The organism is Pseudoalteromonas amylolytica (genome assembly GCF_001854605.1).
GTDB lineage: Bacteria > Pseudomonadota > Gammaproteobacteria > Enterobacterales > Alteromonadaceae > Pseudoalteromonas > Pseudoalteromonas amylolytica.
This window is the reverse complement of the sequence record NZ_MKJU01000007.1, coordinates 1-23,101: the sequence shown is the minus strand read 5'-3', so window position 1 is coordinate 23,101 and position 23,101 is coordinate 1. Positions and strand designations below refer to the sequence as shown.

General features: G+C 42.9%; 21 protein-coding genes and 2 tRNA genes. 15 read left to right on the top strand and 8 right to left on the bottom strand.

All coding sequences use genetic code 11. The features are described 5' to 3' along the window. Positions 1-27: 27 nt before the first annotated feature. On the bottom strand, positions 28-3,504 hold the full coding sequence (locus tag BET10_RS03535) for a S8 family serine peptidase (RefSeq protein WP_070983454.1): 3,477 nt from the start codon (positions 3,502-3,504) through the stop codon (positions 28-30). 371 nt (positions 3,505-3,875) lie between these two features. On the opposite strand from BET10_RS03535, the gene BET10_RS03530 reads away from it, so the two are divergent. Beyond that, positions 3,876-4,295 (top strand): c-type cytochrome, encoded by a 420-nt coding sequence (locus tag BET10_RS03530; protein ID WP_420820118.1) that lies wholly within the window; start codon positions 3,876-3,878, stop codon positions 4,293-4,295. Between the two features lie 48 nt (positions 4,296-4,343). Here BET10_RS03530 and BET10_RS03525 read toward each other — a convergent pair whose 3' ends face one another. Both BET10_RS03525 and BET10_RS03520 read right to left on the bottom strand, forming a co-directional pair. Then, positions 4,344-4,985: a cytochrome b/b6 domain-containing protein gene (locus tag BET10_RS03525; RefSeq protein ID WP_070983452.1), complete on the bottom strand. Its 642-nt coding sequence runs from the start codon at positions 4,983-4,985 to the stop codon at positions 4,344-4,346. 160 nt (positions 4,986-5,145) lie between these two features. Further along, on the bottom strand, positions 5,146-6,300 hold the full coding sequence (locus BET10_RS03520; RefSeq protein WP_070983451.1) for an iron-containing alcohol dehydrogenase: 1,155 nt from the start codon (positions 6,298-6,300) through the stop codon (positions 5,146-5,148). Positions 6,301-6,481: 181 nt separating this feature from the next. Here BET10_RS03520 and BET10_RS03515 point away from each other — a divergent pair, with 181 nt between their 5' ends. Continuing rightward, on the top strand, positions 6,482-7,348 hold the full coding sequence (locus BET10_RS03515; protein WP_083330427.1) for a LysR family transcriptional regulator: 867 nt from the start codon (positions 6,482-6,484) through the stop codon (positions 7,346-7,348). A gap of 40 nt (positions 7,349-7,388) precedes the next feature. Next, positions 7,389-7,871 carry a glutathione peroxidase gene (locus BET10_RS03510; protein WP_070983450.1) on the top strand — a complete coding sequence of 161 codons (483 nt, stop codon included), beginning with the start codon at positions 7,389-7,391 and terminating at the stop codon, positions 7,869-7,871. A 43-nt stretch (positions 7,872-7,914) separates the two neighbouring features. On the opposite strand, the gene BET10_RS03505 is transcribed toward BET10_RS03510, so the two are convergent. Then, positions 7,915-8,097, bottom strand: a complete 183-nt coding sequence (locus BET10_RS03505; protein WP_070983449.1) for a PA3496 family putative envelope integrity protein — start codon at positions 8,095-8,097, stop codon at positions 7,915-7,917. Positions 8,098-8,409: 312 nt separating this feature from the next. Here BET10_RS03505 and BET10_RS03500 point away from each other — a divergent pair, with 312 nt between their 5' ends. After that, positions 8,410-9,207 (top strand): YggN family protein, encoded by a 798-nt coding sequence (locus BET10_RS03500; RefSeq protein ID WP_070983448.1) that lies wholly within the window; start codon positions 8,410-8,412, stop codon positions 9,205-9,207. Positions 9,208-9,246: 39 nt separating this feature from the next. Here BET10_RS03500 and BET10_RS03495 read toward each other — a convergent pair whose 3' ends face one another. After that, complete coding sequence (locus BET10_RS03495) at positions 9,247-10,689, bottom strand: aminotransferase-like domain-containing protein (protein ID WP_070983447.1); 1,443 nt, start codon at positions 10,687-10,689, stop codon at positions 9,247-9,249. 134 nt (positions 10,690-10,823) lie between these two features. Here BET10_RS03495 and BET10_RS03490 point away from each other — a divergent pair, with 134 nt between their 5' ends. Further along, entirely contained in the window at positions 10,824-11,735 is a 912-nt protein-coding gene (locus BET10_RS03490; RefSeq protein ID WP_070983446.1) for a DMT family transporter, read from the top strand. Positions 11,736-11,768: 33 nt separating this feature from the next. Here the strand turns inward: BET10_RS03490 and BET10_RS03485 are convergent, their stop codons facing one another. After that, a complete protein-coding gene (locus BET10_RS03485) occupies positions 11,769-12,608 on the bottom strand; it encodes a diacylglycerol/lipid kinase family protein (protein ID WP_070983445.1) in 840 nt (279 codons plus the stop codon). A gap of 289 nt (positions 12,609-12,897) precedes the next feature. Here BET10_RS03485 and BET10_RS21415 point away from each other — a divergent pair, with 289 nt between their 5' ends. The 6 genes from BET10_RS21415 (at position 12,898) to BET10_RS03460 (ending at position 18,850) form a co-directional block, all read left to right on the top strand. Further along, on the top strand, positions 12,898-13,041 hold the full coding sequence (locus BET10_RS21415) for a hypothetical protein (RefSeq protein WP_170829106.1): 144 nt from the start codon (positions 12,898-12,900) through the stop codon (positions 13,039-13,041). 193 nt (positions 13,042-13,234) lie between these two features. Continuing rightward, positions 13,235-13,325, top strand: a tRNA-Ser gene (locus BET10_RS03480). A gap of 19 nt (positions 13,326-13,344) precedes the next feature. Then, a tRNA-Ser gene (locus BET10_RS03475) sits at positions 13,345-13,437 on the top strand. 245 nt (positions 13,438-13,682) lie between these two features. After that, positions 13,683-16,388, top strand: coding sequence for an ATP-binding protein (locus tag BET10_RS03470; RefSeq protein WP_070983444.1), 2,706 nt, complete (start codon positions 13,683-13,685; stop codon positions 16,386-16,388). Between the two features lie 76 nt (positions 16,389-16,464). Beyond that, positions 16,465-17,742 carry an alpha/beta hydrolase gene (locus BET10_RS03465; protein WP_170829105.1) on the top strand — a complete coding sequence of 426 codons (1,278 nt, stop codon included), beginning with the start codon at positions 16,465-16,467 and terminating at the stop codon, positions 17,740-17,742. Positions 17,743-17,764: 22 nt separating this feature from the next. Further along, a complete protein-coding gene (locus BET10_RS03460; protein WP_441295585.1) occupies positions 17,765-18,850 on the top strand; it encodes a GNAT family N-acetyltransferase in 1,086 nt (361 codons plus the stop codon). On the opposite strand, the gene BET10_RS03455 is transcribed toward BET10_RS03460, so the two are convergent. Further along, positions 18,830-19,417 (bottom strand): DUF938 domain-containing protein, encoded by a 588-nt coding sequence (locus BET10_RS03455; RefSeq protein WP_070983441.1) that lies wholly within the window; start codon positions 19,415-19,417, stop codon positions 18,830-18,832. The two genes, BET10_RS03460 and BET10_RS03455, sit on opposite strands and share 21 nt — an antisense overlap. A gap of 176 nt (positions 19,418-19,593) precedes the next feature. On the opposite strand from BET10_RS03455, the gene BET10_RS21315 reads away from it, so the two are divergent. The 4 genes from BET10_RS21315 (at position 19,594) to BET10_RS03435 (ending at position 22,390) form a co-directional block, all read left to right on the top strand. Beyond that, positions 19,594-19,773 (top strand): hypothetical protein, encoded by a 180-nt coding sequence (locus tag BET10_RS21315; RefSeq protein WP_071038908.1) that lies wholly within the window; start codon positions 19,594-19,596, stop codon positions 19,771-19,773. Positions 19,774-20,000: 227 nt separating this feature from the next. Beyond that, positions 20,001-21,380 (top strand): class II fumarate hydratase, encoded by a 1,380-nt coding sequence (locus BET10_RS03445; RefSeq protein ID WP_070983439.1) that lies wholly within the window; start codon positions 20,001-20,003, stop codon positions 21,378-21,380. A gap of 98 nt (positions 21,381-21,478) precedes the next feature. Then, positions 21,479-21,994: a hypothetical protein gene (locus BET10_RS03440; protein ID WP_070983438.1), complete on the top strand. Its 516-nt coding sequence runs from the start codon at positions 21,479-21,481 to the stop codon at positions 21,992-21,994. Between the two features lie 9 nt (positions 21,995-22,003). Continuing rightward, entirely contained in the window at positions 22,004-22,390 is a 387-nt protein-coding gene (locus BET10_RS03435) for a hypothetical protein (RefSeq protein ID WP_083330426.1), read from the top strand. A 3-nt stretch (positions 22,391-22,393) separates the two neighbouring features. On the opposite strand, the gene BET10_RS21730 is transcribed toward BET10_RS03435, so the two are convergent. Next, positions 22,394-22,579, bottom strand: a complete 186-nt coding sequence (locus BET10_RS21730; protein ID WP_083330429.1) for a hypothetical protein — start codon at positions 22,577-22,579, stop codon at positions 22,394-22,396. Between the last annotated feature and the right edge of the window lie 522 nt (positions 22,580-23,101).

Below are 23,101 nucleotides of genomic sequence, written 5' to 3'. Positions count from 1 at the left end.
TGGCGTTTTTAGTTTAAAGCTCAAAGCTTACTTTTGTTTACGACGACGTAGCGCAGCAAACGGAGCAGCTAATAGCGTTAACCAAGCTAGAGAACCTGATGAAGAGCTCTTCTTAGGCTCAACAACTTCCTCTACTGGCTGTTCAGCTTCAGTATCAACTACATTGGTGATGTTAACGATGATTTCTGCAGGCTCAGAGATGTTACCTACTACATCAATTGCATTAACCATAAGTTTTGCTTCATTGTTACCCGCTTCAAAATCTAAAAGCTCTCCATTAGCAACAACAATTTCACCTGCAGCATTGACTGACAAGCCCGCATGCGTTGACGACTTCAAGTAGAATTCTGAAACATCTAATGTGTTTTCTACGTCTTCAACTGCTAGAGTCGCGATTACAGTACCTGTTGCAGTGTTTTCAGCAACGCTCACTTCAACGCCGTTTAGTACTGGCGCATCAAATGGCATTGGGTTGTTCAATACATCACTTGTAACAGGTAATACAACACCAGATAAATCTGCACTTGCAAGTGCAAATGGAGCATTAGCGCTTACATACGCTTTCGCGCCAGGAGCAAGAGTTTCAATCGCTTCGCCTTGTTCATTAACAAGTTGTGCTGATGATGCACCAAAAGCCACAGAACCTGTTAATTGATCAGTCTCAGAATAAACTCCATTATAAGCAGCTGAACCAGTTCTAATATCAAAGGCAATGTTTTTACCCAGATCGTCTGCGCTTAAACCAATTGCATCTGCACAACCTGCGAATGTAACCGTGTTTGAACCAGCTTCATGGAACAGGATATCATATGAACCCATACTCCAAGCTGGTTGACCTGCAACCATAGGAGCAATGATTGTCAGCCCGCGGCCCATTATCGCTTCTAAGTCATGGTATTGTCCAACTGCGTAGTCAGCTTCACCATCTTCGTTGATATCAAGGCGCATCTCATAGCCACCTTGAATTAGGTGTGCAATGTCTTCACGAAGTACTACTGATGATGTAAACAACATGTCAGACTTACAGCGTGATATACCACCATAGACATTGAACGATGCACCAACTAAATTTAGGCCTTCATGTTCTTCAGATGCGGCTTCTCTATTTGCAACTAGCTGCTCAATTGATGGAGTAAACTCTTTGCTGCTAGTGTTCTCAAGCACCACACGAATTTGACCATCAACCAACTCATAGCCCACTTCGATGCCTGCGCTAGCTTTTGGTAATGCATGATAAACCAAGTGAAGGTCGTGATCCCCGTCAGTTGAAGGGTCATCAAATACCAACGCACCATCAAACTCAGAAAGCGTTAAGGCAGGGCTACGTGCAGCTAAGCCTGCTGGATCTAATGGGTTTTCAAGGTTCCACTCTGGTAACTTGCTTGCATCAATGCTTAGTTTAACATCAAACTCAATTGTTTGACCTGCAGGCACCGTTACCGACTCTGGGATAGTCCAGCTAATCGCACCAGTCTGCTCATCGTTTGCATAGCGCGCTTCAGTTCTTAAGTTATACGTCTTCTCTTCAGATGAGAAGTTCTTCAATGTTACAGTCTTAGAGTACTCTTCTACACCGTTAACTTTAACTAAGCCAAATGATAGTGCTGCTTGGTTTGTATCAAATTTTTCTTCGTATACCCAAGCGGCTACAGGCAAGTTTACTGCTTTTTCAACATCAACTAAACCTGCACCGACTAAACTAATTGGCGCAAGTTCAGCGTCAGGGTTTACAGTCACAGCTTCAGTAGTAACATTTAAATTAGCCGTGTTCATTAACGTTGCTTTGATCTCATAAGCATTGCGCTCTGGTAGCGCCTCTCTTACAAGAGCCACAGCCCCCGCTGTCATAGGACCAGAGAAAGAAGTACCCGTAGCAGGTGCTAGCTTATCTTGAGTGCCTGTTGCAGCAACCATAATGTTTTTACCTGGTGCCGTAATTTCAGGCTTCAATAACCCACCCATAGATGGACCACGAGATGTGAAACTAGCCACAGCACCCGCTAAATTAAACATTTCATTTTTTATGCTGTACGTTGCTTCACCACTAGCTAGTTGCGCCTTCAACGCATTACCAGCTTCTAGAGTGATACCCACAGCATGGATAGTTACTTGATCTGTTGAACCACCCATAGACGTTGGGCCATCAGCTACGTTGTTCGCGATAAGCACAAACGCAGCGCCCTTTTCTTGAGCTTTAATTACTTTTTCAGTGAAATAACAACTACCACGGTCAATTAGGACTGCTTTGCCTGTGAAATCAACATCATCACCAAAATCAACACATGCATCTTGATTCTCTTCAGGGTAAACAAGTGGTGCGATTTCATTGTTCATTTCATAAGCGCCACCAGCTCCCCAGCTCGCATTGACAGCCTCAGCCTCAACACCTGCGATGGTTGCTGATACAACACCTTCTTCAATTGTTGGGTGCTTCATAGCGCCAACAGAAAGTGCATTTGGTGTTGTACTTGGCCCACCAATAATAAATGGAATATCGTTATCGTTACCAGCTGAGATAACCATGTTGATGCCCAAATCTGACGCTTTCTGGATCAAGTACTGAGTACCAGTCCCAGTATTAGTTGAGCCGAAAACTCCGCCCAGTGACATATTGATCACGTCAACACGGTCACTGATATCACCGTCACCGTTAGGGTCCATCGCCGCTTCTAGAGCAGCCGCTTGTGCCGCAAACGGACATCCGCCACCACATACAGAGTAAACGTATAACTCTACATCAGGCGCAATACCTGTTACTGAGTGAGATACTGACGTACCATGACTAGTTGGAGCACCTGTTGCAGGGCCAATTGAAGGGTCATTTTCAATTGGATCAGCATCATTACGCATATAGTCATAACCACCAGAAACTTGACCTTGTGGCCAAGAAACACTTGTAGGGTCTTCTTGAGCTGCTTGGTACGCTTCAAGAGTACCTGCACCACCAAATATAGCGTGCGTATAGTCAATACCCGTGTCTAACACGGCAACCTTTTGGCCCATACCCGTTGCGACACCGCCAGTCCTTATCGGCGTTGCCTCAATATAATCTGACGACTCCTCGATATGAAGTTGAGCGTCAAACATTGGTAGTACTTTTGCTACTCGAGGGTCATTTTTCAGCTTCTCGATCGCTTCTTCAGATGCTTCAATAATTAACGTTGGTGCCAAAACTTTAGTTTTACCAACTACTTTTGCATCTACATCAAATTTGCTTAATTCAACTGCCACTTCGCTTTGCAATTGTTCAATTTTTGCCATTGATGCACGTGCATCACCATGGCGATAAGTACCTTGTGCAAATAAATCTGCAGCTGTCGTTGTTTTTAAAACAACCATGTATCCAGCAGGTTCTTGTTTTAGTTTATCGCTAGCGCTTGCTTCTACAGGCGTAAAGGTTAATTGCTTTTGAAATTGCGTAGCTGTTTGTGCAGAAGCAGCTGCGGATAGTAATACGCTACCGACTGCGGCTGCAATCGCAGTCTTTTTAATCATATTAGACATGTTTTCCCCTAGGACTTGTTGTTTAATTATGTGTTGCTATTTTTTTTAAAGCGAATGGACATTTAATATAATGTAAATATGCAAGCACAAGCAACACACGAAAGACACAAATATAGTACCCCATTCACAAAAACAAAATAACACAACATAACACATTGTTTTTTATGGGTTTCATTTTGTAAAAGAAAGTAAATAAAACATCACCCTGTCATAATTTACATGTATCGATAAAATGTATTTCGATGATTTTTCTCATAATTACTAGTACGCCGCGTTGCACTTGCCTTGCTGGTAATTTTCCGTAACACTGGGCAGCAATATATTATTAATGGAGTAAATAAGTGAAAAAGTTACTATTATTAGCCGTTACGTTGGCAGGGTTTACGGCAACAAGTCAGGCGAATAATCTATTTGAAGCAAGTGAAGACGCAATTGAATATCGTAAAGCAGCGTTTCAACTGATCCGTTATCAAATTGGTGATATGGGCGATATGTTAAAAGGCAAAGTGCCTTTTGATGCTAAACGCTTCGCTGAACGCGCCGAAAATGCAGCGCAGCTTTCAAGCATGCCGTGGGAAGCCTTTATCGAAGGGTCAGACAAAGGTAACACCGATGCATTACCTGCAATTTGGTCAGACCGTGAAACGTTTGACAAAAAAGCTCAGGCCTTTGCGAAATACGCCCAAGAACTTGCAGTGGCAGCCAAATCGGGTGATAAGAAAATAATTGGCGCAGCCTTTAAAAACTGGGCTAAAGGCTGTAAGGATTGCCATAAGCCTTTCAAAGACTAATTGGTATGATAAGACCTAAACTCATCGCAGTTTAGGTCTTATTGCCCGCTAACCTAATAACACCTGTAAAGGTTGCCCTCCCCAGATCCCTAAAATAGCGATTGAGAACAACATAAAGATAATATAACCCAGCTTACCAGAACGCATTCTTGGCACTGCGGCTACACCTTGCTCTTTACCTGTCAGCAACGTTTTCACTAGGTTTTTACCTTTAATTCGATAAATGATAATTGCCAAAATATGCAGTGCAATAGCCATCAGTAATATGTCAAAGTTATCATGATGAAGGTCGCTGGCAATTTCACTCCATGATGAAGGTACGTACGCCACCAGCGGCCCCTCCACAAGAATGTCATCGGTGCTCATTAAGCCGCTTATCAATTGAATGAATATCAAAATGAAAAACAGTAGTACCATGTAACTGCCCGCAGGATTGTGACCAACCCCTGCGTCATCCGAGCGCATCGCTTTTAATGCCGACTTTGGAGAGTGAAAAAGCGCGCTAAGCTTTGCCGTATCGCTACCAATAACTCCCCAAACAACACGTGCCAACATTAACGCAAGCAGTAAGTACCCTGTAATAAAATGTGCCTCTAAATAACCTTCTTCTCCGGTTACATACAGTACAGCTATCCCTAATACCAGCAACCAATGGAAACCTCTTATAAATCCATCCCACACTTTTGTCATTTTTCTCTCCAAGCTCAAACCGACATGCAATTGCCTGTTAATAATAGCAAACTATATCAAATTCAAATCATAAACGCAGACGATATTGACAGGAGGACAAAAACTGAGAGAGGCGCTGTGTATCTACACAAACGCCATATTTTTTAGATACACGGGTACGTTATACACACTGCAATAAGATACTGCGACTTTTCTCTAGCGTTACAGCCTGATGCTCTCCCAACGCAACCATGCCATGGCGCTCCAGTTGAGCCACTATTTTATCCGCGACTTCTTCCCCGAGTCCATAATCTCGTAAACGTGTTGGCATTTGCACGCTGTGGAAGAATGCTTCTGTTTTCTCAATGGCTTGTTTAATTGCAGCATCTTCATCAGACATATCCAAATTGAGTACCCGCTGTGCGTATTGTAACAGCTTTTCTCTCTTGGCCTCTTTTTGTTCCATCATCATACGTGGTAATACGATTGCCAAAGTTTGCGCATGATCCAGACCATAAACGGCTGTCAGCTCATGACCTATCATATGAGTACTCCAGTCCTGCGGTACACCCGCTCCGATCAGACCATTCAATGCCATCGTCGCGGACCACATTATGTTAGCTTTAACAGCGTAAGGCGCATCTTTAGCAAACACCTTCGGACCTTCCTCCATCAGCGTCATCAATAACCCTTCTGCAAAGCGGTCTTGTACTTTCGCATCAACGGGGTAAGTCAAATACTGCTCCATAGTATGTACAAACGCATCAACAACACCGTTGGCTAATTGGCGTGTCGGCAATGTGGTCATAACATTTGGGTCTAAGATGGCAAATTTAGGCTGTACCAGTGGGGTAGCAAACGGCAATTTATCATTGCTTTGCAGATTGGACACCACGCTAAAGCTATTTGATTCTGAGCCTGTTGCAGGCAAGGTCAATACCACACCAATTGGTAAAGCAGATTCAACTGGTGCACCTTTAGATAAAATCTCCCAAGGTTCACCCTCAAAACAAGCCGCAGCTGCTATGAATTTGCAGCCGTCAATCACCGAGCCACCACCAACAGCTAGAATGAAGTCATAGTTGTGTGCTTTAACAAGTTCCACAGCTTTCATACAGGTTTGATAACTCGGGTTTGGTTCAACTCCTGCAAATTCTCCCCAAACATGTTTTTCTAGTGCGCTTGCCACCTGCTCATAAATGCCATTACTTTTAATGCTACCACCGCCGTATACAACCAGTACTTTTGCGTCTAACGGAATATTGACCGCTAAAGTTGATATTTGCTGTTCACCAAAGTGAATATGTGTGGGATTAACAAAACTAAAATTTAGCATGCACTGCTCCATTGGTTAATTTTTTGCTGATAACACAGAGTACGTATCTGCTGTCATTGTCGATTGGCAGTGTATTAAAAAGTTAGCATCACAAAAAGCACTCCAAATAAAATACACTTTTGCCTCAGAGCAACAATAAAAGAGATATAATGAGATTATTTCCATTTTGGAGCTATTTATCGTGAGTTGGCAAGGTTTAGAAGTTTTCCTCACCGTTGTTGAACAGGGCAGTTTTAGCAAAGCAGCGGATAAGTTAGATGTCTCAGCATCATATATTAGCCGACAAGTACAACAGTTAGAGCAACGCTTGGGGACGGTGCTCATTCAGCGGACCACAAGAAGCCAAAACCTCACCGATGCAGGCCGCCAATACGCCACCAAACTCAAAGTCATTCAGCAAGAATTAGTGGACGCTACTAACCAAGTACAAGGTGTACAAAACACCCCCAAAGGCCCGATTCGTATTTCTGGTGCAGGAGATTTTGTCGCTAATCAGGTGGCGCCAAAAATCGCCGAGTTTTTAAAGCTCTATCCCGAAGTGAATGTCGACATTGATTTTAACAACCGTAATGTTGATCTCGTAGAGGAAGGGTTTGACCTGGCCATTCGTTTTGGCCTGCTACAAGACTCCAATTTAATTGCACGTAAGCTATACACCCGACCTATGACTTGGGTCGTAAGCCAGAACTATCAAGCTCAAAAGGGGATGATACGCCACCCTTATGATTTACAGAATCATAATTGTCTGACCGGTGCCCACGGTCGCTGGCGATTCATGATCTGTGAACAACTGGAGGAGATCAAAGTTTCTGGCAATTGGCGCAGCAACAATTCATATGCCTTGATCAATGCTTGTCTAGCTGGACTAGGCGTTGCCCATATGGCCAAAGATATTGTTCAACCGTATGTAGAGCGAGGCCAACTCAGCTATATTCTAGAGCCATTTCAAGTCAATGATGGCGCGACATGGTTGGTATATCCACGCAAGGATTTAATGCCTTATCGAGTTCGTTTGCTAATTGAGTTCTTACTCGATAGTTTCGCTTAAACGTGTTAGTTTTTTCTATCATTCAAGAGGATATCAAGCGATGCACCCATTTTATCAACTTTCTGCCAATACGTTACAAGGTCAGCCATTTGACTTTCAAGCACTGCAAGGCAAAGTGGTATTGATAGTCAATACTGCAAGCCAGTGTGGCTTAACGCATCAATATGAAGGACTACAAGCCCTACATGAAAAATACCAAGATCAAGGTTTAGTTATCATCGGCTTTCCATGTAATCAATTCGGTGGACAAGAGCCTGGTGATGCAAAACAAATACAGCAAGGCTGTTTGGTTAACTACGGTGTTGATTTTTTAATGATGGAAAAAGTTGATGTCAATGGTGACACCACTCACCCTGTTTATCAGTACCTTAAAGATGTTCTGCCAGGGCTTTTGGGGAAACGTATCAAATGGAACTTTAGTAAATTTTTAATTGCTCGCGATGGCCAGCCATTAAAACGTTTTGCACCGACAACCAAACCAGAGAAGCTTGTCCAATCAATTATAGGTGCGCTAAACGGCTAGCCTATTTGTGGCATTAAAAAGGAGGCCAACGCCTCCTTTTTAATTAATCAAGATAATCGAAATCATCTTCACCTAAATTTTTGCGCAAGCGCTTTTGTTCAAGATAGTCATCGAGCTTTTTCTTTACCTTTCGCTTTTGCTTATCATGCTGATTACGGCCGAGGTTTTCGTACTCGTCATCTACAAAATCATCATCAAGCGCATCATAAGAAAATGTCTTACCCACAACCCACTCCAATAAGTGTTAATAATAGTTACTTGGTGAAAGTGCGCTCACAATCGTGATCCCTTCACCTAAGTGAGTATTTAGCTGGAAATCTCAAATCTTGGAAGTGAGAGTTTTTTATCGTCTTAATAAAAATATTTAATCATTGTTGTAGTTTTAGTCAAACAAGCTAAATTATGGTCAAAAAGCAAAATTTGCTAACATCAAAAAAAACGCCAAAAAACAACAAACACCTGATATTAAAGACATTTAATTATTGGCATTAGATTTGAATAACCATTGGCGTATCTATCATAAGCAAGGATTTTCCACATGAAAAAATTAGTCTTGTTAGCAGCTTTATCTGTAAGTAGCACATCGTTTGCACACTCGCAGGTGGACGGCTCACACCTGCAGTTCAGCTCTGCCGACTGCAAAGTTAGTTTTCAAAATGATGTTCGTATCACGCCCGATGAGTTACTCATCACCAAAAGCAATGACCAAGGTAAATTGCGCATCACTGAGAGCGGCACAATATTTATCAACGGTGAGCAAATAGCACTCAATCATGATCAACAGCGCACGGTGATGAATTATGCTGACGAATTGCGTGGCAAATTACCTCAGGTTGCCAATATCGCCTTAGATGGTATTAAAGTAGCTGGTGTTGCTTTAGATGAAGTTGCTGCTGCATTCGAATTACAAGAGTTTGGCTCATTAAGTACTTTGCTAGAAGAGGTACGGGTAGAAGTACGTGATACCTTTTACCAACAAGGTGCGTTTATCATGGGTGAACAAGCCTTCAATGATTTTGGTAATAACTTTGAACAACAGTTTGAAGAGCGAATTGAGTCTGCAATTGAAGGAGCCATGATGGAGTCTATTGGCAGCATTCTGATGGCTGTTGGTTCACAAATGGTAAGCTCCGGCGGCGATATGGAGAAGTTTGAACAACGCATGGAAAATATGGGTCAGCAAATTGAGGAAAAAGTTGAGCTACAGGCTCGAAACATTGAGCAACAAGCCCACGCATTGTGTGACCAATTTGCGGTGATAGCACAGACTGAAAACCAGTTAAAAGAACAAGTCCCTGCTTTATCAGGTTATCAACTATTTACCTTAAAGCACTAACCACACATTTCTCTCCCTAAGTAGTCGGCCCTATGTCGACTATTTTTTTGCTTGTGTGACTAGTTGCCCAAGCTGTGCAATGGCATGCTCTGTTTTTTGATCCCATAGCACACCATAACTAATACGGATACAACTCCTGTACTTATCACTGGCACTGAATAGCGCTCCAGGTGCAATACTGATCCCATGTGATAGAGCCAGATGAAATAACTTGGTACCATCATATTGAGCACCCAGATCTAACCATAAAACACACCCTCCTTTTGGTTCACTCACGCGCACAAAATCAGGAAGGTGCTGACGCAGCGCCATCATCATACGCTCTTTTGCCACCAGCAAACGCTTACGCAAGAGCTTTAAATGACGATCGTATTCACCACAGGCCAAATAATCAGCCAAGACCCACTGGTTCATTAATGATGATGAACAGCTAAATGCACGCTTCAACCTCTTTGCGGGGCCTATAACCTGTGGCGCTATAAGCCAGCCGATTCGGTAACTGGGTGCAGCAGTTTTCGAGAACGACGAACAAGTGATGACATTCCCCGTTGTGGAAAAGTAACGGGCTGGTTTACCACGCTGCTGCGTAAAGTGTAAATCACCATACACATCGTCTTCTATCAAGGTGACTTGATGATGCTCAAGCAGCTTCACAAGCTGCGCGCGCCGCTCATCTGGCATATAAGATCCTAGAGGGTTATTGATACTGGTTGAGAAAATGCATGCTTTGATGTTTCGCTTGTTAAGGGCTCGCTCTAAATCCGCTAACCACAACCCATCATCAGGACACAGCGGCACTTCAACAGCTTTCAAACCCAGGCTTTCTATCAATTCCACGACCCCAAAGTAACTGGGAGATTCAATCGCCACCACATCACCGGCATTGGTCACACATTGTAGTGCTATTGCCAGTGCTTCCTGTGCCCCGTTGGTGATCACAATTTCCTCTGGGCTCACTACAAGCCCCATATCTAAATAACGTTTAACAATTTGTCGCTTGAGTTCAGGTAGGCCATCAATTGCACCATAGTTAATCATGGCCTGCCCTGCCATGTTCATTGCCCTGCGCATCAGTTTTGCCAAAGCTTTATCTGTACTTGCCACTGCTACTGGGTTAGCAATACCAAGTGGTACCACATGTGGCTGGTGAATCGCTTGATAAACCTGCTCTATCAAGCACTGCTTATTCACAACAATAGGTTGGGTGGACAACCGAGAGCGTTTGGGCATGGCATGAGATACCTGAGCCGCCTGTAAAAAGTAGCCGGATTTCTCTTTCGCTACTACTTTCCCTTGTGCTTCTAACGCTTGATAAGCCTGCTTAACGGTAGGAATACTGACAGCCAACTTTTGCGCCATTACTCTCAACGAGGGTAACTTTTCTCCGGGTCGCAGCACGCCTTGCTCTGCCATTTGCGAGATTAAATGAACGACCTGTTGGTATAAATAGGCACTTTGCTGTTTGGATACGACGAAACTCATCACGCCCTCAATCTGTATAGGTTGTATTTGTCATTTTCTGTATATGGTATATACACAATATACCCCTACAATGAGCATTATTCCAACCCTTCCACAAATGTAAGTTTACACTTACAAACTTCAAGGTAATAGTTATGAAGGATATGCTACTGTATTTGATCACAGTATTAATTTGGGGATCCACTTGGCTGGCCATCGAATTTCAATTAGGTGAAGTCAACGAAGTTGTGTCTCTTTGTTTGAGGTTCTCGTTGGCGGCTGGGTGTATGTGGCTTTATGTTTTAATGAAAAAACTACCCATGCGATACTCAATCAAGGACCATGGCTTCTTTATTTTACTCGCGATATGTAACTTTGGTGCCAACTATCTCTTTCTTTATTGGGCTCAAAACAGTCTAAATTCAGCTATGGCATCCATCGCTTTTTCTTTATTGCTGATCATAAACATAGTGAACACTAGAGTATTTTTCTCTAAGCCAATCGCCAAGCGTATTTACTTTGGAGCGGGACTTGGTTTGCTTGGCATAGTCGCCTTGTTTTGGCAGGACTTGAGACATTTCGACATCAACAACAGTGCTATCGGTGGATTAGCACTCGCACTATTAGGTACGCTCATAGCATCTTTTGGTAATATGGTGAGTGTACGCAACTCAAATCAGCAAGTCGGAGTATTGCAGGGTAATGCGTGGGGCATGCTATACAGCGCGGTTTTATTGCTGACATACACGCAATTTTCGGGTCACTCATTAGTCATTCAAGCAAACTGGCAGTATTGGGCGTCACTATTCTACCTGGCTATTTTTGGCACAGTGATCGCTTTCGCCAGCTATTTTTCACTGTTGAAAAGCATAGGTCCTGAACGCGCCAGCTACGTGATTGTGCTTTTTCCTTTAGTCGCAGTAATGCTAAGTACATATTTTGAAGGTTTTGTGTGGCAAGAAAACACTTTTATTGGCTTCTTACTCGTGCTACTGGGGAATGCCATCGTGCTTACCCCCTTTGACAAACTTAGAGCATGGTTAGCTCCTTCCCCAGTAAGCAGCTAACTTCGTCGCAATGCCACCACTGTGTGGCATTTTTTATAGCCGCAATGCAACCGCTTTTGGGTGAATACTCACCTGTGCAGGCGTGACCCCGACCATCTCTCCATCTGCTTCAATTGCTAGATCTGGCGTAGTGATCTCAAATTGCTGTATCGTAACAGTGTGCACATTAGCCTGCTTTTCATGCTTTGCGAACAGCATGGCAAACATTGTACACAAGCTTGCGAGTCTTGTTGTTGCTGAAAACTGTATACAAGTCAAAAAGCCATTATTTGGTTTTGCACTTGGCGCACATTGAATACCGGCAGCAAAATACTGACCATTTGCGAAAAGCAACATCATCATGGTTTGCTCTGCATCAAAAATGGGCGAGTTTACGCGAATGGCGCGATAGGAAAAGAATGCTTTTAAACCTGCCCACACATAACTGAACCTATGTTTTTGTTTGTGGCTATCAATGCCTCTGACCACATGGGCATTATAACCAAGCCCCATCACATTTAAAAAATAGCGGCCGTTAACACACCCTACATCAACTTCAATGGTATTTTCGCCAAAAACGGTATTACGCCACTGACTAAGTGAACGATTAAATTGACGAGCAAAGTCATTGCCTGTACCTGCTGGTAAAATAGCCAACTGACAATTCAACCCGATAATGGCGTTCACAGCCACATTAATTGTGCCATCTCCACCTATCACGACTAATAATCGGTGCGCTTGTGCAAGCTCACGGAGCTTTAGTACATCTTGTTGATACTCTCCAAGCGTATAAAACCACTCACATGCTATTTTTTCTTGAATTATTCGCCTTTTTAGCCATGCGACATGTGACTGTACGCTATTTGCACCACTTGGTTTAACTACAACCAACATAGAGATACCTTTAAAATAAAATTAATTAACTTGAATAAGTATGCAATACACACCCCAAGAAAAAACACACAAAACAAAATAAAGAATTGAAAATAAATAAAAAACAATATTTAAACCCAATTTAAATTAGTGAATGAGATGACAAAACAGCCCTGATATTCAAACATAAAAAAACAAAATGCATTAGTTATTTCTATCCGAAAGGCACAATTTTTATCGTTTTATTTTTGCGCATTTTGAGCGCAAAATAGCCTTGTTTTCAGTCAAACTTATATACACAGGAGCTAACATGCTTAATTCAGCTGCAGCGTGCAGCAACACGCAAGCGAACACCGTTAATACCGTACCAACAAAAGTTGCTTTCGAATGGATGTCGTTTTTTAATCGACTTGGTAAATTGCTCGCGTTAAGCCATGTAACGCTCTATAAGTAAATTTTAGCTTAAGTGTCACACCCCCAACCTGTGACACTTCGGCTTTTTCCTATAACTTTCCGCTATCAACCTCCTCAATTTACTTCATTTTTAACCATTGAATAATAAATTAAGCAAATTTAGTGTAAATTTTAAGCAAACAGTTTAAAAGTGGTTTACAGCAGCAAATTCGCTAAGTATTATCTTGGCCCATGGAGAGATGGCTGAGTGGTTGAAAGCACCGGTCTTGAAAACCGGCATACGTTAATAGCGTATCTAGGGTTCAAATCCCTATCTCTCCGCCATATTTTACAGTTTTGCGTCGGAGAGGTGGCCGAGTGGCTGAAGGCGCTCCCCTGCTAAGGGAGTATAGGGTTTGTAGCCCTATCGAGGGTTCGAATCCCTCCTTCTCCGCCATTGCTTTGAAAACCGCTTTAAGAGCGGTTTTTTTATGCGCTCTATATATTCGTTTTCTCGACTCTCATACATCTTCCCCTTTACTTATTGCCATTTCTAATTCAAATTAGTTCATATAGTTACAACAACACCTTATGAAATAACTTGCTGATTATACTGTACCTGAGAATATGCATAACATTATCAATGTAGTTAGTCTAAGCAAGCTATAATTACTCGCAATAACAAAAAACTACCTAATAACTATGAACTTCAAGCATGCGTGGCAAAGCCAGCTCAGTTACATTCTATTATCCATCAGCTATTTGGCATTGGGAAAACTGCTTACTGCGTTCGCTTTTCAGGATCAGGTACTCCCAATTTGGTTGCCTGCCGGAGTTGGTCTCGTCGGTATGTTCATTTGGGGGTGGCGTTTTATACCAGGCCTTGGTGTAGCGTCGGCCACATTTAATTGGACAACCGCACACGGTTGGAGTTTTGCCGCCGCCTCTGTTTCAAACGTTGTGGAAGTTGGCATCATCGCATTTGGCGCCATTTTACAAGCGCTGATCGGAGGCTACTTGCTCAGAGCGTGGCTTGGTCACCCTCTACATCTTAAAAGCCGTTTACATATAGCTTATTTTATTGGCTTAACTGGCATCGCAATCAACTTAATTTCTGCGAACATTGGCGTATTTGCGCTCAGCTTCTATCACCCAGAATACAGCTTTGCCAACCATTGGAATAACATGCTCGCATGGTGGCTAGGTGACTCTTTGGGAGTGCTCATTGCGACGCCCGCACTACTAATCCTGTTACAACCTTGGTTTGCCAGCTCAGAGAAACTCAATAACGTCGCCAGCACATTTAGCGCATGCGTTGTATTGTGCCTATCAGTTGCCCTTACCACCTTTTTATATAACCAAGGCAATGTCAAAAGCGCCAACCTGAATGCCAAGCGTGAAGTTCAAATCATTGAGAATATTGTTTATCGCTACATAAACCAAAGTATGCTAGCTATTCAGTCGCTTGCTAATCAGTTACAAGCAAAACAAAATTTCACGCTACATGAATTTGAGGACACTGCCCGCCATTTAAAAAGTCAATACACCTTTTTGCGAGCACTCTCATGGAACGAACAAATCTCCCAAGAATATAGAAGCCAACTCAACGAAGAACTCGCCGACTTATACGGTGATGAAGTAGTAATTAAGGGGGAGCCTTTAGTACCAAATGACCCCCTTGTGATTGTTAAATATATCGTGCCACTAAACGGCAACTCAGGTGCACTAGGTTTCAACGTATTTTCAAAAGAGAGTAGACGCCAAGCTATCATCAATGCCAGCAACACAACCGAACCCCAGGCGAGTGATATTATTTATTTAGTGCAAGATAGCCGTCCAGCACCATCCTACTTATTGTTTTCCCCCGTGTTTACCACAGCACCGCAAGCAGCAGGTCAATCAATAAAAGGCTATGCTACTGCAGTTGTACAGGTTGAAACCCTACTGGCTGAAGCCTTAAAGCAAGCGCAAGCGCAGCTTTTCAATGTCGCTTTTTATGATGTCAGCAACAATGGCGTATTTTACAAAAACTTTGGCCCCGAACAGCTTATTGACGAACAAAATAAAAAAGTGGTTACTTTGTTTGTTGCAGGGCAGAAATGGCGCATGGAGTTATCTATAAAAGAAGAATACGCTTCAAGGCTCAATCAACAACTGACGCTCATGTTACTTATCCTGCAGCTGAGTATCACAGCGCTAATCGTGTACATCTTGCTGCTATTTAATTATCAACATCATGCGTTAAATGCGTTAGTGGAGCAGCGAACGCGCTCTTTGGCTAAAGCCAAACAGCAATCCGACCGCGCCAACCATGCAAAAAGCCGCTTCTTAGCCAACATGAGTCATGAAATTCGCACTCCTCTCAATGCCGTGATTGGCTTCGCGTCTTTGGCCAGCAGCTCACATAACAACCGTGAGTTAAGAGATTATATTAAGAAAATCGGCTCCGCATCGAAGACCTTACTTAACCTAGTTAATGATATTTTAGACATCGCTAAAATTGAGTCAAATCGTCTACAGATAGACGAACACCCATTTGATTTACAAGCGCTTCTATCTCGCATCGACACCATGTTTGCCTCCAGTGCACAAAACAAAAATATTGTTTGGCAAGTGGTACATAACCTGCCAGGATCCACTTGGGTACTAGGCGATGAAATGCGGTTGGAGCAAATACTGATCAACCTATGTAGCAATGCCATTAAATTTACGCAACGTGGCAGTGTTATTTTCGAAGTAGAAGCGCAATATGGTACAAAGCAGGTTGATTTAGCTTTTTCGGTAACTGATACCGGCATTGGTATAGAATCAGAAAAGCAAAAAACCATTTTTAGTGCGTTCAGCCAAGCTGATAATTCAACTTCGCGCAGATATGGCGGCACAGGGTTAGGGCTGGCGATTGCGAAAGAACTCTCTGAGCTCATGGGGGGGACACTCAGCCTACAAAGCGAAGTTGCTCAAGGCAGTACCTTTACCCTAGCTATCAGCTTGCGAAATGCCAGTGCTCAAAGCCAACAAATTGAGCAGGTAGATACGTCACAAATTCACTGCTTACATGTGCTTGTTGCAGAAGATAATCCGGTTAATCAACTTGTTATAAAAGCCATGCTGTCATCGTTTGATATACAACATACTGTGGTCAGTAATGGACAACAAGCCATTGAAGCGGTGAAAAGTGAACACTATGATGTTGTGCTCATGGACTGCCAAATGCCAATTATGGATGGCTATCAAGCCACAGCAGCGATACGTCAATTTAAAGGGGTTGATGAACTGCCAATTGTAGCGCTCACTGCTGATGTAATGCCTGAAGACAAAGCACATGCGATCGCGATTGGCTTTAATCGGCACCTCGCAAAACCATTAGAGAGAGATAAGCTCGCGATATGTCTAGCGAGTTACTGTTAACATTATGAGATTAATAACTATTTCAATTATCCTTAGCTGCTGGAGCAAATTAGTTTTTTCACTTTCTTCTGGTGATATGGCTTCAATGTCATGCCTTGAAGTTGCAAGTAACTGGCAACAGGTTGAGCAAGCCCAGCAACAGGGTACCTTTCGATTTGCAAGAGATCAGGGACCAATAACATGGAACATTGATCACACAGCACCATTTAGTGAATATCTAGCTCAGGCTAAGGCCATCATTAGCAGTCGTAATACCCGTGCACAACAAAATTGCCCCATACTCACACCGGTCGCAAAACAGCTAGGATATGAGATTACAGATGTGAAGGTTGCCGATCTAGTCGCACCGTTTGAATTACGTCATAACAATAACGACCGTGCCATTTTACTCATCCATGGTCTAACAGACTCACCGTTTACATTTCATTATTTAGCCGGGCAGCTTTATCAACAAGGCTACAACGTGCGTGCTATTTTGTTGCCAGGACATGGTACAGCACCAAGTGACCTTCAACATATAGAGTTGAGTCAGTGGCAAGCCTTGGTTAATTACGCGGTTGCACGTACCTCGCAAGATTTTCAGCAATTTGCTGTACTTGGTTACTCAACTGGCGCTGCACTCGCTATCACTGCAGTATCAAAGAATCCTACCGAAAATATTACTGCTATGGCATTAATATCCCCCGCAAGCGAGCCTCACAACAAACACGGCTGGCTTGCTAAATGGATAGCGAAAGTACCTTTTATAAACTGGATTGATGAAGATGCCGACTTCGACTTTGCCAAGTATGAATCATTCCCTTGGCAAGCAGCGGCGCTGGCAAACGACGCTATGGCCACGCTCGCCACGCAAACCTTTCCAGCGAACCTACCCTTGTTCAGCGCATTCAGTGAAGTTGATACCACAATTGATAGCCTAGCAAGTCTCGCTATGCTGGAGCGCTTTGCTTTGGATAGCCAAAGGCCCACTACTCACTCGTTATTGTATTATGGGAATAAAAATACAGCCAAAGCACAGCTACCAAAGGGTTACAACATACTGAGTCCTCGATGTGATCATCTCACTTGTGATTCCACAATAGATATGTCTCATATCGGTATACTACAGCCACCAGAGCACCCTTATTACGGCTGGCAAGGGACTTATCGCAGCTGCGGCGGATATTTAGCTGAACTGCCCAAGTACTTGGAGTGTAAAAAGCACCCTACGCCACTGTTAGGCGAACGCACATCTCGAAACACCAGTTATGAGGTGCCGTTACAGCGTTTGACGTTTAACCCAACATACGACGACTTCGTCGCTTATCTAACGACATTTTTGGATAATCACTTTAGCACCCATGTACAACCATAAATTTATTGACAGCATTTCATGCGTGCCAGCTGATCAATGGCAGCTTCTGGCAGGTGACAACCTATTTTGTAGTTATGCATGGCTCAACGCACTAGAGCAAAGTCAGTGTGTCCATCCTTCCACTGGGTGGCAACCACAACACCTACTGGTTTACCTAGATGAAGCGCTAGTGGCGGTTATACCGGGGTATATTAAAAGCCATTCTTATGGAGAGTATGTATTCGATTGGTCTTGGGCAGACGCGTATCAACGTTATGGCCTTAGCTATTATCCCAAATGGTTGTGCGCAGTACCATTCACTCCCGTAGCAGGAAAGCGAATATTGTGTCAGTCACTAAGTACTGATTTAATTCAATATATCCACCAAACTCTGATTGAGTCATGTCGCGTCTACGGCTGGTCGGGTGCACATATCAACTTTCTTACAGATCAGAGTGAGCCTCACGAGCTATTTTTACAGCGACAAGATGTCCAGTTCCATTGGCTAAACAACGACTATGTAGACTTTTCACATTACCTCAACAGCCTTACATCTCGACGTAGAAAGTCCATCAGAAAAGAGCGGCAACAAGCAAAAAACCATGGCCTGTCAATCCGATGGCTATCTGCCAGCCAGATAGATGATGAAGTACTGACATCTTTTTATCGCTGTTACCAGGCCACGTACATAAAACGTTCTGGGCACCAAGGCTATCTCAACCTTTCGTTTTTTAAGTTGTTGTTGCAACACTTACCTCAAGCAGTGCGACTTTGTGCAGCATTTGAGCAACATAAGCTCGTTGCCGCCAGTCTCTATCTAATTGATGCAAACACTTTATATGGCCGTTACTGGGGCTCTTTGGAGGAGTTTCAAACACTTCATTTTGAACTTTGCTACTACCAAGGCATTGAATTTGCGATTTCACATACACTCGCTAAGTTCGATGCTGGAGCACAAGGCGAGCACAAACTAATACGAGGTTTTTCACCTGTTAATACTTATTCACGTCACTATCTGGTTCACCCCACCTTTCGAGATGCAATTGAGGATTTTATACAACGTGAAAACCACCATATACAACAGTACAAGCAGCGTTGTATAACGTTGTTACCTTTTAAACAAGAGTAATCGGTTGTTAGCTGGCATTTTATGATCTTGCAGCAACTTTAGCCCAGCCTGCTGCGCCTTTGCACAAACCCACTCGATATCTCGGATACCGCTTTGTGAGTCTTGTGTTTTTAAAAAGCTATCAAAAGCAGCGTTACTTGCACTTGTAAATGCCCCATCATAATTAAAAGGTCCGTATATACACAACAAGCCCCCATTCGCTAAGTGTTGAGCAACGCCTACAAACAGCTTTTCAACGAGCGCTTTACTTACGATATGTAACGTATTTGCCGTGAAAATAACGGGCACCTGTTGAACGGGCCAAGGCTGATTGAGATCCAAACTCAGCGGCTTTCTTACGTTGCTCGCAGAGCTCTCTACCAACCAAGCCTCAATACCTTCATGATTACAAAGCCGATCGCTAGTCTGCCATACCAAGTGCGGCATTGATTCAGCAAAGTAAACGGCATGCTGACCTGTGCCCGAGCCAACCTCGAGCACATAGTCATATTGCTCAAGATATGGCTTTAAAACTGACAATATCGGGGTTTTGTTGTTTTCACAGGCTTGGGAAAAGGGTTTATTCATCCAGTCACTCCTTGCACTTATATTGAGCACAGTTGCCCACCGTTGAAGCAATGAGCCATAAAAAATTCATGCTTTATTTTAAGATTACGATTAATCAATTGTATTTCAAGACTTTCTTATTTTGGCATAACACCTGCTATAGTGATAGTGACATACAGCCACACGAGGACCCAACTATGTTTATTTCAACTATCACGCACATGCCAATCTGCGAAAGTGGCCTTGTAGAAGCCCATGACGACAATTTATTTGTGCAAAGTGATGACTATCGAAAAGAAGTGCAAGATTTGCTAACTCCTAGTGAGCAAGAAGATGCACCAAAAACTGCACAGCTCTTTGTACTCGGCTACAACTAAGACATTTTGCTAAGCTAACCATGCTTAGCGGCTAACTATGTAATGACGTACACTACATAGTTAGCTTTGTCATTCCCATTATATAGCGCACCAGCTCTAACCCACCGACTAATTGCCACTCAATTAGAGAATTCATTAGAAATTATTCAATATATCAACTATATAAACACTACATAAGAAAGTTAAATTCGCTTAGAACCATTGTTACACTATTGCAAGGAGCAACAATGCCAAATACACGTACAACTAAAGACAGTATGGGGAGTCTTGAGGTCCCAGTAGGTGCGCTGTATCAGGCTCAAACACAGCGCGCCGTTAATAATTTTCCGGTCAGTGGATTAACCTTACCCGTTTCCTTTATTCGTGCTCTAGCTTATATCAAACAAGCTGCCGCACAAGCCAACAAACACCTGAACCACCTATCTGAAGAAAAGGCCGATGCCATCATAACGGCTGCTCAAGAAGTGATAGATGAGAAACATTTAGAGCAGTTTCCTGTAGATGTTTTTCAAACTGGCTCGGGAACAAGTTCAAATATGAATGCCAATGAAGTTATCGCCACGTTGGCAAGTCAAGCAAGTGGCTTGTCTATACATGCTAACGATGATGTAAATATGGGACAAAGCTCCAATGATGTAATACCTACAACCATTCATGTAAGCTGCGCGACATTGCTCGTATACGAACTGCTTCCAGCTTTAACTCATTTATCGCAGTCCATAGCGGCTAAAGGCCAAGAGGTCGGTCATTACGTTAAAACTGGTCGAACCCACTTGATGGACGCGATGCCCGTTAGCTTAGCGCAAACGCTCAGTGGTTGGCAGGCTCAAGTAGACCATGCCCAACACCATATTCAGTCTCAACTTAGTGAAATATGTAAACTCTCTCAAGGTGGTACAGCAGTAGGAACGGGTATCAACGCAGACCCTCACTTCGCTAAAATCTTTAACGAAAATTTAAGTGCAAATCTCGGTATTAAGTTTGACGTCGCTGATAACTTTTTTTTTGGAATAAGTAGCCAAGACAGTGTAGTGAACCTGTCTGGCACATTGAAAACTCTTGCTGTAGCAATAATGAAGATTGCCAACGATTTGCGTTGGATGAATTCAGGCCCACTTGCCGGCTTAGCAGAAATTGAACTAGAAGCTTTACAACCAGGATCCTCTATCATGCCGGGTAAAGTTAACCCAGTGATCCCAGAAGCTGCTGCAATGGCCTGTGCGCAAGTAATTGGTAACGATACGACTATTACTGTTGCAGGCCAATCTGGTAATTTTGAACTCAATGTTATGCTACCAGTCATTGCATTCAACATCATTCAGAGTATTGAGATCTTAACGAACATAAGCCATTTACTCGCCGACAAGGCAATAAGCAGCTTTACAGTAAATGAGTCTAATTTGGACAAAGCACTCGCTAAAAACCCTATTCTGGTTACAGCTCTAAACCCGATCATTGGCTATGAGAAAGCGGCAAAAATCGCAAAACTGGCATATAAACAACAGCGGCCCATTATCGACGTAGCAAAAGAGCATACAAACCTAACTCATCAAGAGCTAGAGGTCATATTAGATCCAACTAAATTAACTCAAGGGGGCATATCCTAAGTGCATAGCAAATCGACTAGTAATCTAAATAACGATTGGTTCACACTTGTAACATGTTAGCTTAACGGGCAAACTAATCTAAAAAACAAGGAATCACTATGATGAAACTAACACACGCTATGTTGCTATCACTTACTCTAGCTGGCTGCGCTCAATCGGAAGACAGTGATAATACTTCCACCAACGTACATGCTAAAAAGCAAGAAAGCCCAACTGTAGTAGCTAAGCAAAGCGAAGAAAGAAAACTTGATGTCTCACTAGATGAAAAAACAGTGTTAAACGTTACCGATGTGGAGAAAAAGGATATCGATGAACTTCATGAGCAGCTTAAGTCACTTACTCAAGATTTAAGTTGTGATAATACATCTCAATGCCACATTAAAGCTGTTGGAAGCCGAGCGTGTGGCGGACCAAGTAGCTATCTCATCTACTCAAGCAAGTCTAGCTCTACCACCGAAGTGACAGAGCTTGCCAAGAAGATCACGGCATATGAAAGTAGCTTTAACTTCAAAAATAATATGATGAGTATTTGTGAACACTTAACTCGTCCCAGCACTCAATGTGTTGAAAATAAATGTGTTACACTCTCAAATACGTCTCAAGAAGCATACTAAAGAGCGACTATGAAACAACAATTGCGCCTTATTTCGATAGTTTTCTGTGGAACTTTAATGACTGGATGCCACACTCTGTGGTCGGCGACGCCTGTAGAACCAAAGAAAACTAACTATGACATACTCGCAGACCTGACAGCAAAGAAAAGCTGTGATGCCAGTTATCAGTGTAAGGTGCTAGAAGTTGGAGAGCGACTATCCTGTGAAGGTCCAACCCAATACATGATCTACTCAACCAAAGAAGCTAATGAACAAAAAATAGCGGAAGTCGCCGCGCTCATAACCGAGCAAGAACACAAAGCTAACCTTGGAAAACAGTCACAGAGTAGTTGTAAGCAGGTATTGCCCGTTATTCCTTTGTGTATTAAAAAAACCTGCCAACCCTACATACAGTAGGCATTATATAAAAATTCGCCCTATTACAGAGATCACAACAATGAGTAGGGCACACCCTCCTGCATACCAGATATAACTCATCTCGATACGTCTTTTAATCCAGTAACAATATAAAAAGCGAATAAAGTAGCTTGCAGCTGTACCAAACAACGCAAAAATCACTAGCAAGTATATGAGGTAGACCGACACGTTAACTCTCAATTCTATCTGTCGTAAGGCCATAGTATCGATAATAGACCTAAGGTGCAAAGGGTTAACGATAACGAACGCAGTGAGGACGCTTCCTTTGCGCAAGCTGGGGTGCAAAATTACGGACGAAGTCCGTAGCTTTTGCGCAAGGTGAATACAGTGCAAAAGGTTAGCGATATGAGCGAAGCGAAACGCTCTTTTTGCGCAAGGTGAAGTGAGCGGTTTTATGGAACGCTGAGGGTTATAGAATGCCGAGGGACTCTCTTAAACGTCGGATGGCGCTACGCTTATCACGACCTACAGACCCAAAAACGCAAAAAGCCCATCACAATGGATGGGCTTTTTACTTAAATAGGACCTGGCGATGTTCTACTTTCACATGGCAGCTGCCACACTATCATCGACGCTACAGTGCAAAATTACGGACGAAGTCCGTAGCTTTTGCGCAAGGTGAATTAAGTGCAAAGGGTTAACGATAACGAACGCAGTGAGGACGTTTCCTTTGCGCAAGGTGAAGTGAGC

Coding starts and splice junctions, on each gene's coding strand:
- BET10_RS03500 (WP_070983448.1), top strand. CDS start 8,410: ATGAAAAAATTAGTCTTGTTAGCAGCTTTATCTGTAAGTAGCACATCG.
- BET10_RS03445 (WP_070983439.1), top strand. CDS start 20,001: ATGCCAAATACACGTACAACTAAAGACAGTATGGGGAGTCTTGAGGTC.
- BET10_RS03455 (WP_070983441.1), bottom strand. CDS start 19,417: ATGAATAAACCCTTTTCCCAAGCCTGTGAAAACAACAAAACCCCGATA.
- BET10_RS03535 (WP_070983454.1), bottom strand. CDS start 3,504: ATGTCTAATATGATTAAAAAGACTGCGATTGCAGCCGCAGTCGGTAGC.
- BET10_RS03520 (WP_070983451.1), bottom strand. CDS start 6,300: ATGCTAAATTTTAGTTTTGTTAATCCCACACATATTCACTTTGGTGAA.
- BET10_RS03510 (WP_070983450.1), top strand. CDS start 7,389: ATGCACCCATTTTATCAACTTTCTGCCAATACGTTACAAGGTCAGCCA.
- BET10_RS03465 (WP_170829105.1), top strand. CDS start 16,465: ATGGCTTCAATGTCATGCCTTGAAGTTGCAAGTAACTGGCAACAGGTT.
- BET10_RS03485 (WP_070983445.1), bottom strand. CDS start 12,608: ATGTTGGTTGTAGTTAAACCAAGTGGTGCAAATAGCGTACAGTCACAT.
- BET10_RS03440 (WP_070983438.1), top strand. CDS start 21,479: ATGATGAAACTAACACACGCTATGTTGCTATCACTTACTCTAGCTGGC.
- BET10_RS03435 (WP_083330426.1), top strand. CDS start 22,004: ATGAAACAACAATTGCGCCTTATTTCGATAGTTTTCTGTGGAACTTTA.
- BET10_RS03470 (WP_070983444.1), top strand. CDS start 13,683: ATGAACTTCAAGCATGCGTGGCAAAGCCAGCTCAGTTACATTCTATTA.
- BET10_RS21315 (WP_071038908.1), top strand. CDS start 19,594: ATGTTTATTTCAACTATCACGCACATGCCAATCTGCGAAAGTGGCCTT.
- BET10_RS03490 (WP_070983446.1), top strand. CDS start 10,824: ATGAAGGATATGCTACTGTATTTGATCACAGTATTAATTTGGGGATCC.
- BET10_RS03525 (WP_070983452.1), bottom strand. CDS start 4,985: ATGACAAAAGTGTGGGATGGATTTATAAGAGGTTTCCATTGGTTGCTG.
- BET10_RS03495 (WP_070983447.1), bottom strand. CDS start 10,689: ATGAGTTTCGTCGTATCCAAACAGCAAAGTGCCTATTTATACCAACAG.
- BET10_RS21415 (WP_170829106.1), top strand. CDS start 12,898: ATGCTTAATTCAGCTGCAGCGTGCAGCAACACGCAAGCGAACACCGTT.